We start from the raw sequence: 14,734 nt of genomic DNA on the forward strand, positions 1-14,734 counted from the left end.
TGATGCCAATAAATTTAACAAGAATAGATGACCGCCTAATCCACGGTCAAGTGATCACTACCTGGGTAAAAAATTATGATATTGAACAAGTCTTAATTATTAATGACAAAGTTGCAATGGACAAAGTTCAACAATCAGTCTTAACCATGTCAGCCCCTCCAGAATTAAAAGTATTGGTTTTTGGAGTACAACAGTTTATCGACATTATAAAAAAAACACCTATAAAAAAACGCACAATGCTACTTTTTACAAATAGTATTGATGTAAATAAATTAATTGATGGTGGTCTAGAAATTGAAAAACTTAATGTAGGGGGAATGCGTATGCAAGAAGGACGACATCAACTATCACGAGCGGTCTCGGCAACTCCTGAAGAGAAACAAGCATTTAAAAACATTATTGAGAAAAATGTGAAAGTAGAAATTCAAATGGTACCCAAAGATCCAATTATCGAGCTAGAAACATTGCTTGATTAAACTTTAACTATTTATTTTTCATATAATTTGGAGATTAACTTATGTTAACACAGGCTATTCTTGTCGCCATTTGGGCGGGAATTTGTTCTATGGATGATGTCGGACCACAAATGTTACGTCGACCATTATTGACCGGCACAATTGCAGGTATCATCATGGGTGACATGGTTCAAGGGCTCATAATCAGTGCAACACTAGAGTTAATGTGGATGGGTATTGGCAATGTTGGAGCTTATTCTGCGCCAGATATTGTAGCGGGTGCAATTATTGGTGTTTCACTTGGAATTACTACCGGAGGAGGAATTGCAACAGGTATCGCTTTAGGAGTACCTGTATCACTTCTGTGTCAACAATTACTTATTATATGGCGTTCATTTGCCTGCTTCCTTAATCCTTGGGCAACACGAGCTGTTGAAAATGGTAATTATAAAGCACTAAGTAAGGTTCATTATTTCTCAACTCCTGTATGGTTTTTGATTCGTGCTGTACCTTGCTTTATAGCCATTTATTTTGGTAGTGATCTTATTAAAACAATTTTAGATGCTATCCCGCAAAGTATTATCACAGGTATGGGGGTTGCTTCTAAACTAATTCCTGCTGTAGGTATTTGTATTTTACTATTGATGCTATTAAAAGGCAGAATGTGGTTTTTTTTCCTCCTTGGTTTTATGTTAACTACTTATTTAAAATTACCAATTATCCCAATCACTTTTATCGCCTTAGCATTTGCCGTACTGTACGATATGGCATCAATGAGCAGCAAAAATAATGATTATAAACAAGATGATAAATCAGTATTGAATAATAACATTGAAGAGGATTTTGACCTATGATAAATGAAAGAAAAATAACAAAAAAAGATCTTAATCATATTTTTTGGAATTTACAAACGATGTCTTTTTCTTATAACTATGAAAAAATGCAAATGATCGGCTTTGCACACTGTATGACACCAGTATTAGATAGGCTTTATCATGATGCTGATAAAGAAACTCGTGTTCGAGCAATGAATCGTCATCTAGAATTTTTTAATTGTCAAATCAATGCCAATGCACTAATTTTAGGTATAACTGCTGCAATGGAAGAAAAAACAAAAGAAGATGAAAAAGAAGCAGTTGTTTCTGTGAAAGCGGGGTTAATGGGGCCATTTGCAGGATTAGGAGATAGTCTTTTAAAATTCACTTGGATGCCTATCTGCGGCAGTATTGGAGCTGCTTTTGCTCTACAAGGTAATATTATTGGCCCTATTTTGATGTTCCTAATCTACAATATAGTCAATATATTAACCAAATATTTTTTTATTCATTATGGATATAATAAAGGAGTTGATCTAATTGAACAATCCAAAAATTCAAACATTATTCAAAGAATAAGTAATCTAGCTAATGTAGTCGGAGTTATGGTTCTTGGCTCTTTAATTGCAACAACGGTTAAAGTATCTACACCAATGGCGATTAATGTCGGTGAGCAATCAGTAAAAATTCAGGAAATGTTTGATAAAGTAATGCCTAACTTTTTAACCTTAATGTTTGCTTTAGGTACATTCTTTTTAGTGAAAAAATTTCAAGGTAAATATACAGTTACATTAATTTTAAGTGTAATGGTAATAGGTGTAATTTTGTCGGTATTTGGAGTTTTAAAATAAGGATGTAACATGAAAAAACAAATTGAAACAGCATCGGTTATCCGTAATAAACAAAATAAATTAAAAATCTCATTTAAAATTAGCAACAATATGCCCGTAGATTTATATTGGACAGATGAAGCCAATATCAATACATCTAATAAAACATTAATAAGTAAAAATATACAAAATGATTTCACTATTGATGATCCTTTACAAACAAAGCGACGAATTTATTTGATATTACAAACTCAAGAACATGATTCACTTTTATTTGGAGAACGTACTTTACCTATTGCAGGCTTAAATAACTTTCGTGACTTTGGCGGTTACTTAGGCAGTAATGGTAAACGAGTAAAATGGGGAAAACTTTATCGTTCTAATCACTTGTATGGATTGAAACCTAATGCTGAAAGTTATATTCGATCACTAGGTATCAAGACTATTATAGATTATCGTTGTGCTAACGAAATCAAAACTAGTCCAAATACTTTCATAGGTGAGCAAAATACTTTTAATTTAGATGCTTCAGCTCAAACAGCTGAACTTGCTGCTCAATTTGCTGCCGACCCTAGTGATGAAGATCGTGCACTAATTGAAAGTGTGCTACACGATATTCCTAAAGAATTGGTTAATGGTAAAGGCATACAAGTTCTTGAACAATATCGTAATTTCGTATTAAGTGACAAATCGAAAAATGCTTATAAACAGATGCTTCGCGTAATGTTAAAACCTAACAACAGCCCGAGTATACAACATTGTCGAGGAGGTAAAGATCGCACAGGTTATGGCGTATTATTACTACAAACAATGTTAGGAGTATCAGAAGAAGACATTATTTATGATTATATGTTAACCCATCAAAATCGCTTAGAACGAAACAAAATAAAAATGGCAGCATATCGAAAAATTACGGATAATGAAGATGTGTTAGGTTATTTGTTAAGTTTAATTGATACACGTGAAAGTTTTGTTATTGAAATTCTCAATACTATGAAAGAAGTTGCCGGCACTCCAGCTAATTACATCAAACAAGAATTGGGGTTCACAGAGCAAGATTTCATAGCTATGCAAAAAAACTACCTCGAAGATTAATTTAACTTTTATTAATAACAAAGCGCAATATGTATTGCGCTTTTATTTTTTGATTACAATAGTATAACAAATTATTCTGATGTTTCGGGATACTTATAAATCCAAGTAATATCAGAATAATTTGCAAATGCACTTGGAAATAAATAAGTACCGCTTAATGATGGAAAATAGGTATATTTCCATTCAACATTAAAATCGGATTGAAACTTAGTTATCGAATCAAAAAGTAACGTTGTACAATAAAGATGTGGCTGTTCGCGAGGAGCTAAGACAAAGGCTTTACCTTGCTTGGTTAGAAGATCATCGACAATTTGCTGTTGTTGTACATCAGATAAAAAATTAGGTCTTGCTATAGCATATTTTTCGGCTAATTCAGGAGCTATGAACTCGGGTAAGGTCGATACAATCACTTGATTAGGAAATTTGTCATCATCACTCGTGGTCGCATGAATAATTTTAATTTCGGGATTAGTCGATATAATCATGCCAATATGTGAAAAATCACCACCACCTAATTGTTTAACAATAAGGCTATCGGTTTGTATACCTTTTCTAAAAATCCAATCTCCTACTTTTACTGAATAAGGCAATTTAGAGGTTGGATTTGAAGAATAAACAGACTCATTAGCAAAAACAACCGTTGCCAGCATAATAAAAATAATCGAGAAAAAACGACAGTAGTTCATCAAAATTCTTTCTTAACTAGAAAGGGTAAATAGTATCTACCCTTTCTAATATAACATTGCTATATTACCTTTTATTTAAGATTAATCATCCATTTGTTATCAGTTTTGATTACTGATAGGCTACTTTCATCTTTTTTAGTATTATCTTTGAAAAAAACAGTCGTTTTTACTTTAGCCATGGTTTTTTCATCATTAGTATATTCTGCAGGAGCAGACTCAACTTTATCAAGGCCGCCATGTTGATCAGCAAATTTTTTCCCTTGTTGAAGCGCTTCTTGCATTTTGCTTTTCACTAACATTGTCATATCCATACCTTTGTTATTATCATCTTTAGGGAAATTGATCAGATTCATAACGGTATCTGTATCACCTTTATAAATTGCTGTGATAAATTTTTCTGATACTTTTTCTGGAGTATCTTCAGTCGAACACGCTGTAACGATCAATGCCAATAAAAAAACGCTTAAAAATTTCATTAGTAATTTCATTTTTATTTCCATTATCAAATTTAATTTATAAAATATTTTACATTCTTTCTTTTTGATTAAACTATACAGATAGCATCAAAGGAAAGAGGTAAAATAATACTATGTAATAAGATAATCGCAAAGCAACTTTATTTTGAAACATTACTTTTTAAAATTTACAAGAATATCTTGCCAATCTTGATCTAATTTAGCTTCAATAGTTATTGGTTTATGGTTAAGAGGATGGGAAATCTCTAACTTACTCGCATGTAACATCAAGCGTTTAACGCCAAAATAATTGGCAAAAGCACGGTTTTGATGAAGATCGCCATGTTTACTGTCTCCCAAAATAGGATGAAAGATATGTTTCATATGACGACGTAATTGGTGCTTACGCCCTGTTTGTGGTTTTAATTCAACAAAACTATATCTTGCTGTTTCAAATTTACCAACCTTAACCGGCACTTCAATTTTGCTAATAGATTTATAAAAAGTGACTGCATCTTGTGCTGGTTTATTTTTATCAGAAAATTTGTCAGCGATTTTATCTAGTTCTTCAACTAAAGGGTAATCGATCACAGATTCACCCTCAAGATAACCACGCACAATAGCATGATACGTTTTCTCAATTTGTTTTGTGGCAAATTGTTCTGACATGAGCCTTGCTACATCACTAGAAAGGGCAAACAGCAACACACCAGATGTTGGCCTATCTAGTCTATGCACAGGAAAAACATGTTGGCCAATCTGATCTCGTAACGTTTGCATAACAACAACTGTTTCTTTTTTATCTAACCAACTGCGATGCACAAGCCAACCCGATGGTTTGTTAATCGCAATTAAAGCATTATCATGATAAAGAATTTCAAACATAGTCTATTTTATTGAAAACCAATTAGAAAAATAGCCTTTCAAGTTCAGCAGCTATACTTGGGCTATTATTATCGCCAATAGCATAACTAGCTTTTGCTTTCACTTCATTATCAGCATTCCCCATAGCAATCCCTAATCCAGCAATAGATAACATACTTATGTCATTATAACTATCACCAAAAGCGACTATTTCGCTTAAATCAATATTTTCATGCTCAGCCCAATGCGTTAAACCATTTCCTTTAGTATTACCTTTAACCGCAACATCTGCTCGATTTGACCAAGACCATTCACACGAGAACACATCTAATGCATCTACCGCATTTGAGAATTGTCGTAGAGCAGGAAGGTTATGACTGCTGGTTGCAAATTTAAAAATAGCGCCAGATTGATCAATCACGTTTTCAAAACTCGCTACTTTTTTGATTTCTGGCTGTAAAAAAGGGGGCAATGTTTTGACCCATTTAAAAAAGCCTTCTAGATGATCATCTAACACTTCATAAGTCATCATTTGATCAGTATAAACTAAAGTATGGATACCATATTGGTTAACTAGTTTTAATAGCATTCTTGCTTGATCTTTAGTCATTGGTTTAGCAGCAAAAGCGTTTTGCTTTTCAAAATCATAAAGATAAGATCCATTACAACAAATTGCGGGGGTTGATAATTTGAGTTGATAATAATAAGGATAAATTACAGAATGGTGACGCCCAGATACTAAAATGACTTTCACGCCTTTAGCACTGATTTTTTTTATCATCTCAATAGTTTCTGGTAAAACTAAACGATTACTGGCTAGTAACGTGCCATCCATATCAAAAGCAACCGCTTTATACTTCATATAATCCCCTCTTTTTTATTTCTAATCTTTGTTATAAAGATTAGCTGAGTATTAGAACTTCAATAAATTTAAAATTCAATTTTTTGACGCCCAACAAATGAATGCGATAAGGTAGTGCCATCCACCATTTCAAGTTCACCACCAACTGGAACACCATGAGCGATTCTTGTTGCTGTCACATTGAACTGTGCACACATTTGCGCAATATAATTGGCGGTTGCATCACCTTCAACGGTGGGATTAGTGGCTAAAATAACTTCGTTGATTGATTCTGACGCTAACTTGTTTTTCAATAAATCAAGGCCAATATCGCTAGGACCGATACCGTCTAATGGCGATAAATGGCCTAACAATACAAAATAACGACCACTATATTGTCCGGTTTGTTCTATGGCAACTATATCTGCGGGAGTTTCGACAACGCAAAGCTGCCCACTATTTTGACGACGAACATTTGCACAAATAGCACAGATTTCTTGTTCGGTAAAAGTTCGACACTCTTTGCAATGACCTATATTTATCATCGCTTCATGTAGCTCATGAGCTAATTTTATGCCACCTTGTCGATTGCGTTGCAATAAATGAAAGGCCATTCGTTGTGCCGATTTGGGACCAACGCCCGGTAAACAACGCAGTGCTTCTATAAGCGATTCTAATAATGGGCTTATTTGCATGTATTATTTGATTCTCATATATTTAAATTTTAAGTTAATAATACCTTTTTTCAATAATCTATCAAACAAGAATTATTTTATTTGTTTAATTTAATAATAATGAAAGTTGAAAAAAACTTACAGAAAATTAATAGTTAAAATAATGCATAGCGACAACTGTTTTCAGAAACAATCGTTAAATTAATACTTATTGCATATAAATTTTAGACTATTGTTTACTCTTGCTATGATAGTAACTTTTCGGTTCTTCACCCTTTAAAAGGCGCATAATATTACTATTATGACGAATGATAATCAAACAAGAAAGCATAGCAACAGGTAAAGTAAGCTCAGGTTTGAATAACCAAACATAAAATGGCGCCATAAGAAACCCGACTATCGCAGCTACCGAAGAGTACCCAGTTATGAATAACGTAACTAACCAAGTTAAAATAAAGCAGCCTGTAAAATCAAATCCTATGGGGACCATCATACCTAACGCAGTGGCAACACCTTTACCACCACGAAAATGAAAAAAACAGGGAAACATATGCCCTAAACAAGCAAAAATACCAATAATACCTAAAAAGAAAGGAGGAATATCAAGTCGATAAGAAATATAAACCGGAATCGTACCTTTTAGCATATCAAAAATTAAAACAAAAATGGCGGGTAATTTACCATTAAGCCGTAAAATATTGGTTGCCCCTGGATTATGCGAACCATGTTCTGAAGGATTAGGCAAATGCATGATATGGCTAATAATCATTGCACCAGAAAGCGACCCCAAAAAATAGGCCATTATGATCATTAATATCATTTGAAATGCCACAATATCACTCCTTTCATTTGCCGCCTTTAATAATCGAACGCTAAATGCTAATCAGCACCTTAAAACCTGTATCTAACCCTACTTGCTGGTAAAGTATAATAGAACAGGCGTCATACCTTGCCTGTTCTATCTAAGCTAAGCAGTAATAATACAATCCTACTTAGTTTATTATTTTTCCAACAACGGTTTTAAATATTTTCCAGTGTAGGAATGTTTAGATTTAGCAACCTCTTCAGGTGTCCCTTCGGCAATAATCTCTCCCCCACCATTACCCCCTTCTGGACCTAAATCAACTATCCAATCAGCTGTTTTAACCACATCCAAATTATGCTCAATCACAACAATTGTATTGCCTTTATCTCGCAATGAATGCAATTGCGCTAGTAATTGTTTAACATCAGCAAAATGTAGACCTGTTGTTGGTTCATCTAATATATATAAAGTGCGTCCAGTATCTCGCTTCGATAATTCTTTTGCAAGTTTTACACGTTGTGCCTCACCACCTGATAATGTTGTTGCTGATTGCCCAATGGTAATATAAGAAAGACCTACATCAATTAAGGTTTGTAATTTACGAGCAATCATCGGTACTGCATCAAAAAATTCACGCCCTTCTTCAACTGTCATATTCAAAATCTCGTTAATAGACTTACCTTTATATTTGATCTCTAAGGTTTCACGATTATAACGAGCGCCATGACACTGATCACAAGGAACATAAATATCCGGCAAAAAGTGCATTTCCACTTTAATTAAACCATCACCTTGGCAAGCTTCACATCGTCCGCCCTTAACATTAAAACTAAATCGCCCCGGATTATAGCCTCGTGCGCGGGATTCTGGTACACCAGCATAAAGTTCACGGATAGAAGTAAAAAATCCAGTATAAGTTGCAGGATTAGAACGTGGTGTACGCCCGATTGGACTTTGGTCGATCGCAATGACCTTATCAAAATGGTTAAGCCCTTTAATGGCTTGATATGGCGCTATTTCTGTTTTTTCGGCACCATTGAGTTCATTTTGTGCAAGAGGATATAACGTATCATTAATTAGTGTTGATTTACCTGAACCTGATACACCAGTAATACAAGTAAATAATCCAACCGGAATATTTAATGTTACATCTTTAAGGTTATTTCCGGTAGCGCCAATAAGTGATAACATTTTTTTCTTATCAACTTTGGTGCGCGTAGTTGGAATTTCAATCTTTTCTTTACCAGATAAGTATTGGCCTGTTAAAGATTTTTTACATGCCATAATCTGCTTAGGCGTACCTTGCGCAACAACTTCACCACCATGAACCCCTGCTCCAGGTCCAATATCAATCACATAATCAGCAGCCATAATTGCTTCTTCATCATGTTCAACCACAATGACAGTATTACCTAAATCACGTAAATGCGTTAAAGTGTCAATTAGACGAGTGTTATCACGCTGATGCAATCCGATAGAAGGCTCATCTAATACATACATCACGCCAACCAGCCCCGCACCAATTTGGCTAGCTAATCGAATACGTTGCGCTTCTCCTCCTGATAAGGTGTCAGCAGAGCGTGAAAGTGTTAAATAGTTAAGCCCAACATTAATCAAAAATTGTAAACGGTCGTTGATCTCTTTTAAGATTTTTTCGGCAATTTGAGCTCGTTGCCCTGTTAATGACAACTGATCGAAAAAATCTTTCGCTTTTTGAGTGCTTAAATCACTAATGGCTGGTAGATTAGTATCATTAATAAATACATTTCTTGCTGCTGTACATAACCTTGATCCGCCACAACAAGGGCAAGGTCGATGGCTAATATATTTGGCTAACTCTTCACGGATAGTTTGTGATTCAGTTTCTTTATACCGACGAGCTAAATTATTAATAATGCCTTCAAATGGATGTTTACGCTTAACTACATCACCGCGATCATTTGAATAAATAAATTGGATTTCGGTATCACCTGAACCATTTAATAAAATATCTTTTACCTTTTCAGGTAATTTTTCATAGGGTTTATCAATATCGAATTTATAGTGATCCGCTAATGATTTTAACATCTGAAAATAGTAAAAGTTGCGACGATCCCAACCTTTAATCGCACCTGCAGCTAACGAAACTTCTGGCATTTGCACAATACGTTTTTGATCAAAATATTGTTGCACCCCCAAACCATCACATTCGGGACATGCGCCGGCTGGATTATTGAACGAGAATAATCGAGGCTCTAACTCTGAAATACTATAACCACAAATTGGGCAGGCAAAATTAGCCGAAAACAGATATTCTTCAGCTTGAGGATCATCCAAATTTGCCACTTTAACAATGCCATTAGTGATCGAAAGCACGGTTTCAATCGACTCGGCCAAACGAAGCTTTAAATCATCACGAATACGGAAACGGTCAACAACAACCTCAATGGTATGCTTTTTTTGTAGTTCAAGAATGGGGGGATCAGAAAGATCATAGACATCACTATCAACTCTTACTCGAATATAACCGCTAGCGGCTAATTGCTCAAACAACTTAACAAATTCACCTTTACGCTCGGTGACCACTGGGGCTAGCAGCATATATCGATTTTCAGTTGGCAATGCCATAATACTATCGACCATTTGTGATACCGTTTGTGCTGCTAATGGTAAATGATGATTTGGACAGCGAGGCTCACCAATTCGGGCAAAAAGTAAACGTAAGTAATCATAAATTTCAGTGATGGTTCCAACTGTTGAGCGCGGATTATGCGAAGTCGATTTTTGCTCAATCGAAATAGCTGGCGATAAACCTTCAATATGATCGACATCAGGTTTTTCCATCAATGATAAAAACTGACGAGCATATGCTGACAACGACTCAACATAACGTCGCTGCCCTTCCGCATAAAGAGTATCAAATGCTAACGAAGATTTACCCGACCCCGAAAGACCGGTGATAACAACTAACTTATCTCTTGGAATGGTTACATTAATGTTTTTTAGATTGTGCGTGCGAGCGCCACGAATATCGATATCTTTGATTGACATAGATCTCTTCTTATGTATGTTTTTCAAACAAAATGAATGGAAATTTAACTGTATATTATAACAGTAATAATCGATTAAATATACTACTATATAGGCAAATACATTATTTGATAATTTTTACACCAAAATATAAACTTTCATAAGTTTTTTTGACAAAAATATCAACTGAAACACTTATTTCTAAATTAAAATAAAAAACGGTCATAAATGACCGTTTTTTACAGATATAAATTAATCGATTAATGTAGGAGTAGCATCAACAGGGATAATTGCACCACGATATTGTATAACCGTACCTGCAACTAAATGGCCTTGTGACGCTGACTGCGAAGGATTTCTTCCACTTAAACGCGCACCAAGGTAGCCTGCACTAAACGAATCTCCCGCAGCGGTAGTATCAATCACTTTATCTTTTGGGATCTTATTCGCTGGAACGTCAAAACGACCTTCAGCAGAATCAATGATGCAACTATCACTACCACGTTTAATAACAATTTCAGTCACACCAAACTTCCTTGTACGTTCAATTACTTGCTCATAAGGCAATTTGCCCCATAATAAATCTTCATCATCTAGCGTCAAAAATGCAATATCGGTAACGCTAAGAATATCGGCATAAACACTACGAGCCAAATCAAGGCTACGCCATAAACGTGGACGGAAGTTATTATCAAAAATAACTTTACCACCATTGGCCTTAACACGTTTTAAAAGATCTAATAATTTAAGAATACTTTCAGCATCCAAAATAGCAATACTAATACCACTTAAATACACATAATCACACTGTGCAATTTGCTGCGTTATTTTATCTGTTTCGGCTGTTTGCAACCAAAATTTAGCTGCAGCGTCATTACGCCAATAATAAAAAGAGCGCTCGCCCTGCTCGTCGGTCACAATAGAATAAAGACCAGGCATCTTATCTGACATTCTTTGCACTAAATCAGTTTGAATATTTTCTTTTTGCCAATTATCTAACATCTCTTGACTAAAAGGATCAGTGCCAAGCCCTGTCACATAGTGAATCGAAAAATTATTGCCTTTTAATAAACGAGATAAATAAACAGATGTATTGAGCGTATCACCGCCAAAGCTACGCGTAGTCGAATCTTGTTTCATCGACAATTCAATCATACATTCGCCGATCACAGCGATATTTGTCGTCATATTATACCTATATCCTTAATCTAATTATAAATAATCCAGTGCTATTTTCACCACAACTTTGCGAACTGTTTCAATTTTATTACCAACAGCACAAAGCGGTTTATGTACCTCATTGGGTAAAAATACAATAAAATCATTTTTTTGTAATATTAACATGGTTTCTTCTTTTGGTGTTTCGACAAAAGCAATATCGTTTTCTGCCAATTTATTGTCTAACATTTTGGTATAGGGCGGTAACATGCTCACAGCCATTCCCTCTTGCCCTTCCAGAACAATCTGAACATCGATATATTTTTCATGATATTCCGGCTTAGCATCATAAATATGACGCGTTTGACTCTCAGACACCATAAAGAACATCTTATCGCCATCAATATCATAGCGCCCTATAGGTGTATTAATATTGACGTTGTCTTTAATATATTCAATAGATTGTTTTATTCTGGAAGGTAAATAAGGAACTAACCTTAAATGATTAATATTACCTAAAATCATACTAAAAGATCCTTAAAATATTGATGAAAATAAATACCGACAATTAAATTACTCACAACTAACATACCCCATGATAATCTAATTTAGTTGATAAAGAGTATATACTTAAGTCATCTGTTTTTGTAGATCATTTGTTAATAAGTTTTTATTGGTATGTTACAATTTGGAAATCATTATAAAAAAGGTAAACAAATGAAGATTTTTATAATAAATTTAGAAAAAGAATCAAAAAAAAGAGAACACATCAAAAAAGAATGCGAGAAATTAAAACTAGATTTTGAAATTTACAATGCCATTGATGGCAATACTTTATCTGATTCATTTATTCAAAATACGGTCTACGATTATCCAAATAACCTTTTAACAAAGGGTGAAATAGGCTGTGCACTCAGTCACTTAAATATATATAAAAAAATTATTCAAAACAATTTACCTTATGCCTTAATTCTCGAAGATGATGCCGTATTAGATAAAAAATTACCTGATTTCTTAAATAGCTTTAAAGCTAAAAATACTAAAAAAGGTATTTTTTTATTAACTGCCGATTTTCACTATCTTGTTAACAAAAAATTTAACTTAGATAGTTTTGAGGTTTTTGAAGTAACAAGAGCAGTTAGAGCCAATGGATATATCATCACTCATGATACCGCAAAAAAGTTAATTAAATTTTTATTTCCTATTCGCTATGAAGCTGATATGTTTAGAATAATGAAGTTATGTACCGGTATCAAAATATATGCAACATTACCCAGTCTGATAACAACTAATGATAAGAATTTATTAAATTCATCAATACATACTGATAGAGCACCACTCATCGAGCAACGTTCTGAGTATAGAAAAAAGCTATTTAAAAAAGATAAGAAAAAAAGAATGATAGCATTATGGCTTAGAAAACAATTCATTAGTAGGTTTGAAAAAACAAAATACTATATAGATTAGACACTCGATCAATAAATCTATTTTAAAGAGCCTTGGCATAATTAAAAAACAATATTTTCCCAAACTATTTTGGGGGTGAATATTAAATTTGGGAGAAAACCTAATTACTTAATAAATTATTCTCAACTGAATTTTTATCTGCAGCCCCCTATATTCACACCTTAGATATCACCACCCTCGACAGCTATCACTGTACCTAAGCCACTCCTGACTGGGGTTCTGTTCACAGTTCAAGCCATCTTTGCTAACAAAGAAAAGACACAAAAACACCACAAAAAAAACTTAAATAAAATCAATACCTTTCCTGACCAATTTTTTGTGAGTAAAAATAGTAACTTAATGTGTTTTTTGAATATAGGGAGATATGACATAATGCGCAATGCAACAAGTAGGCTTTATTTACTACAATGGTGCATAAAAATAATAATGGCTAAAGTGCATACTAAGCAAAAATTAACAATTAAAAAATTAATTATAGAATTTAATGACAGAGTTAACTGTCAACTTTAATTGATAAATACACAAAATTTAAATATCATCCGTAGAGATGACATCAATTGCACCACAAGCTTTAAATAACCATTTTAAAGATCCCCACAAAAATGGCATATGATAAAAAGTAACTTCAATCAAAAAATGCGTATCTCTAATTTCCAAATCATCAAACAGATAAGCTTTCCACCAAAACCATTGCCTATTATTGGGCTCTAGCCAATAAAGCCAAGCATCCAAAGACCATTTTTCATCTTCCTTTAACAATATAACCTGTTCTTCCCATGACAGGGTAGATCTATACGCTATTTTTTGTTTAGTTTCTTCTTTTGTTATTCCAGGAATGCAATTTTGAACAAAAGTATAAGGCAATATTTTTCCCCATTGTTCAAGGGATGGCCATTTGAGTTCATAGTAACTAGTAACAATTTCTAATGTTTTTTTTGCTAAATTAAGTACATCAACAGCATTAGACTCACAAGATATAATAAATCTAGCTATACCTATTCCAGTTGCTCTAATATTTGAATCAGGTGGTCGACTTAGCCTATCTCTTTCTAATAAAATTTTTAACCAATTTTCATCACTTATATGCATTCAGTCCTGAACCTTGTTTAATTTGCTCTTGTAGCTCTTTCAATTTTTCTTTTCTAATACCAAATTGATCGAATCCTTTTGTTCTATCAACAACTATAGGTTTATTAGGATAATTCTTTACTTCTGTTTCTTTAACAGCGTTTTTTCTTAAATCATCTAAAACTGATTTCGGAACCTCAAATTGTTTAATTGTTGCACCTTTCATTCCTTGGCTAAAACGTTTAGACAAAAAACTCTAGCGCTCTAGTTCTATCACCAAAATTTAAGAATAACATTTTATCACCAGTGACAGCAACATTACCGAAATCATCTATTAAAATTCTTGTATTAGCATTACCTTCTACTCTATAAACCGTTATCGTATCTTTATCTAGTTTAATTGTTTAGGTGTTGCTCAGTTTTGACCTCGGTTACAATTAGATTCTGCGTTGTTACCTACTTTAATTTTATAATATCTTTGCTGTTGCAAAAAACTCAAATAAAATCAATAT

16 protein-coding genes are annotated in these 14,734 nt (G+C 33.8%); 5 read left to right on the top strand and 11 right to left on the bottom strand.

What is annotated here, in order from left to right; genetic code table 11:
* Window positions 1-2: 2 nt before the first annotated feature.
* Genes ACYIAJ_RS00945 through ACYIAJ_RS00960 form a run of 4 tightly spaced genes read left to right on the top strand, consistent with a single transcriptional unit; the run spans window position 3 to window position 3,195 of the window.
* On the top strand, window positions 3-476 hold the full coding sequence (locus ACYIAJ_RS00945; protein WP_483558412.1) for a PTS sugar transporter subunit IIB: 474 nt from the start codon (window positions 3-5) through the stop codon (window positions 474-476).
* A gap of 41 nt (window positions 477-517) precedes the next feature.
* The gene (locus ACYIAJ_RS00950) at window positions 518-1,309 is read left to right on the top strand and encodes a PTS mannose/fructose/sorbose/N-acetylgalactosamine transporter subunit IIC (RefSeq protein WP_483558136.1); all 792 of its coding nucleotides are present in this window, start codon (window positions 518-520) and stop codon (window positions 1,307-1,309) included.
* Window positions 1,306-2,121: a PTS system mannose/fructose/sorbose family transporter subunit IID gene (locus ACYIAJ_RS00955; RefSeq protein WP_483558135.1), complete on the top strand. Its 816-nt coding sequence runs from the start codon at window positions 1,306-1,308 to the stop codon at window positions 2,119-2,121. The genes ACYIAJ_RS00950 and ACYIAJ_RS00955 overlap by 4 nt, the downstream gene beginning before the upstream one ends.
* Before the next feature lie 9 nt (window positions 2,122-2,130).
* Window positions 2,131-3,195, top strand: a complete 1,065-nt coding sequence (locus ACYIAJ_RS00960) for a tyrosine-protein phosphatase (RefSeq protein WP_483558133.1) — start codon at window positions 2,131-2,133, stop codon at window positions 3,193-3,195.
* 71 nt (window positions 3,196-3,266) lie between these two features.
* On the opposite strand, the gene ACYIAJ_RS00965 is transcribed toward ACYIAJ_RS00960, so the two are convergent.
* The 9 genes from ACYIAJ_RS00965 to ACYIAJ_RS01005 all read right to left on the bottom strand — a co-directional run bounded on the left by ACYIAJ_RS00965 (window position 3,267) and on the right by ACYIAJ_RS01005 (window position 12,212).
* Window positions 3,267-3,881 carry a C40 family peptidase gene (locus ACYIAJ_RS00965; protein WP_483558131.1) on the bottom strand — a complete coding sequence of 205 codons (615 nt, stop codon included), beginning with the start codon at window positions 3,879-3,881 and terminating at the stop codon, window positions 3,267-3,269.
* Between the two features lie 71 nt (window positions 3,882-3,952).
* The gene (locus ACYIAJ_RS00970) at window positions 3,953-4,369 is read right to left on the bottom strand and encodes a DUF4878 domain-containing protein (RefSeq protein ID WP_483564174.1); all 417 of its coding nucleotides are present in this window, start codon (window positions 4,367-4,369) and stop codon (window positions 3,953-3,955) included.
* A 141-nt stretch (window positions 4,370-4,510) separates the two neighbouring features.
* Window positions 4,511-5,221: a tRNA pseudouridine(65) synthase TruC gene (gene truC, locus ACYIAJ_RS00975; RefSeq protein ID WP_483558059.1), complete on the bottom strand. Its 711-nt coding sequence runs from the start codon at window positions 5,219-5,221 to the stop codon at window positions 4,511-4,513.
* 22 nt (window positions 5,222-5,243) lie between these two features.
* Window positions 5,244-6,062 carry a pyridoxal phosphatase gene (locus tag ACYIAJ_RS00980; RefSeq protein WP_483558057.1) on the bottom strand — a complete coding sequence of 273 codons (819 nt, stop codon included), beginning with the start codon at window positions 6,060-6,062 and terminating at the stop codon, window positions 5,244-5,246.
* 68 nt (window positions 6,063-6,130) lie between these two features.
* Window positions 6,131-6,736, bottom strand: a complete 606-nt coding sequence (gene recR / locus ACYIAJ_RS00985) for a recombination mediator RecR (protein WP_483558055.1) — start codon at window positions 6,734-6,736, stop codon at window positions 6,131-6,133.
* A 208-nt stretch (window positions 6,737-6,944) separates the two neighbouring features.
* Complete coding sequence (plsY, locus tag ACYIAJ_RS00990) at window positions 6,945-7,535, bottom strand: glycerol-3-phosphate 1-O-acyltransferase PlsY (RefSeq protein WP_483558410.1); 591 nt, start codon at window positions 7,533-7,535, stop codon at window positions 6,945-6,947.
* A 180-nt stretch (window positions 7,536-7,715) separates the two neighbouring features.
* The gene (gene uvrA / locus ACYIAJ_RS00995) at window positions 7,716-10,544 is read right to left on the bottom strand and encodes an excinuclease ABC subunit UvrA (RefSeq protein ID WP_483558408.1); all 2,829 of its coding nucleotides are present in this window, start codon (window positions 10,542-10,544) and stop codon (window positions 7,716-7,718) included.
* 237 nt (window positions 10,545-10,781) lie between these two features.
* The gene (gene kdgK / locus ACYIAJ_RS01000) at window positions 10,782-11,717 is read right to left on the bottom strand and encodes a 2-dehydro-3-deoxygluconokinase (RefSeq protein ID WP_174786656.1); all 936 of its coding nucleotides are present in this window, start codon (window positions 11,715-11,717) and stop codon (window positions 10,782-10,784) included.
* Between the two features lie 24 nt (window positions 11,718-11,741).
* Entirely contained in the window at window positions 11,742-12,212 is a 471-nt protein-coding gene (locus ACYIAJ_RS01005) for a NanQ anomerase/TabA/YiaL family protein (protein WP_483558053.1), read from the bottom strand.
* Window positions 12,213-12,365: 153 nt separating this feature from the next.
* Here ACYIAJ_RS01005 and ACYIAJ_RS01010 point away from each other — a divergent pair, with 153 nt between their 5' ends.
* Window positions 12,366-13,154, top strand: a complete 789-nt coding sequence (locus ACYIAJ_RS01010; RefSeq protein WP_483564175.1) for a glycosyltransferase family 25 protein — start codon at window positions 12,366-12,368, stop codon at window positions 13,152-13,154.
* Between the two features lie 528 nt (window positions 13,155-13,682).
* Here ACYIAJ_RS01010 and ACYIAJ_RS01015 read toward each other — a convergent pair.
* Window positions 13,683-14,243 carry a hypothetical protein gene (locus tag ACYIAJ_RS01015; RefSeq protein WP_483558049.1) on the bottom strand — a complete coding sequence of 187 codons (561 nt, stop codon included), beginning with the start codon at window positions 14,241-14,243 and terminating at the stop codon, window positions 13,683-13,685.
* Window positions 14,230-14,472, bottom strand: a complete 243-nt coding sequence (locus tag ACYIAJ_RS01020; protein WP_483558048.1) for a hypothetical protein — start codon at window positions 14,470-14,472, stop codon at window positions 14,230-14,232. Before ACYIAJ_RS01020 ends, ACYIAJ_RS01015 begins: the two co-directional genes overlap by 14 nt.
* Window positions 14,473-14,734 lie beyond the last annotated feature (262 nt).

This window comes from Gilliamella sp. X-46, assembly GCF_057063525.1.

Excerpts from the sequence above, each read along its gene's own strand:
- ACYIAJ_RS00945 (WP_483558412.1), top strand. The coding sequence starts at position 3 with ATGCCAATAAATTTAACAAGAATAGATGACCGCCTAATCCACGGTCAA.
- ACYIAJ_RS00950 (WP_483558136.1), top strand. The coding sequence starts at position 518 with ATGTTAACACAGGCTATTCTTGTCGCCATTTGGGCGGGAATTTGTTCT.
- ACYIAJ_RS00955 (WP_483558135.1), top strand. The coding sequence starts at position 1,306 with ATGATAAATGAAAGAAAAATAACAAAAAAAGATCTTAATCATATTTTT.
- ACYIAJ_RS00960 (WP_483558133.1), top strand. The coding sequence starts at position 2,131 with ATGAAAAAACAAATTGAAACAGCATCGGTTATCCGTAATAAACAAAAT.
- ACYIAJ_RS00965 (WP_483558131.1), bottom strand. The coding sequence starts at position 3,881 with ATGAACTACTGTCGTTTTTTCTCGATTATTTTTATTATGCTGGCAACG.
- ACYIAJ_RS00970 (WP_483564174.1), bottom strand. The coding sequence starts at position 4,369 with ATGAAATTACTAATGAAATTTTTAAGCGTTTTTTTATTGGCATTGATC.
- truC (WP_483558059.1), bottom strand. The coding sequence starts at position 5,221 with ATGTTTGAAATTCTTTATCATGATAATGCTTTAATTGCGATTAACAAA.
- ACYIAJ_RS00980 (WP_483558057.1), bottom strand. The coding sequence starts at position 6,062 with ATGAAGTATAAAGCGGTTGCTTTTGATATGGATGGCACGTTACTAGCC.
- recR (WP_483558055.1), bottom strand. The coding sequence starts at position 6,736 with ATGCAAATAAGCCCATTATTAGAATCGCTTATAGAAGCACTGCGTTGT.
- plsY (WP_483558410.1), bottom strand. The coding sequence starts at position 7,535 with ATGATATTAATGATCATAATGGCCTATTTTTTGGGGTCGCTTTCTGGT.
- kdgK (WP_174786656.1), bottom strand. The coding sequence starts at position 11,717 with ATGACGACAAATATCGCTGTGATCGGCGAATGTATGATTGAATTGTCG.
- ACYIAJ_RS01005 (WP_483558053.1), bottom strand. The coding sequence starts at position 12,212 with ATGATTTTAGGTAATATTAATCATTTAAGGTTAGTTCCTTATTTACCT.
- ACYIAJ_RS01010 (WP_483564175.1), top strand. The coding sequence starts at position 12,366 with ATGTTACAATTTGGAAATCATTATAAAAAAGGTAAACAAATGAAGATT.
- ACYIAJ_RS01015 (WP_483558049.1), bottom strand. The coding sequence starts at position 14,243 with ATGCATATAAGTGATGAAAATTGGTTAAAAATTTTATTAGAAAGAGAT.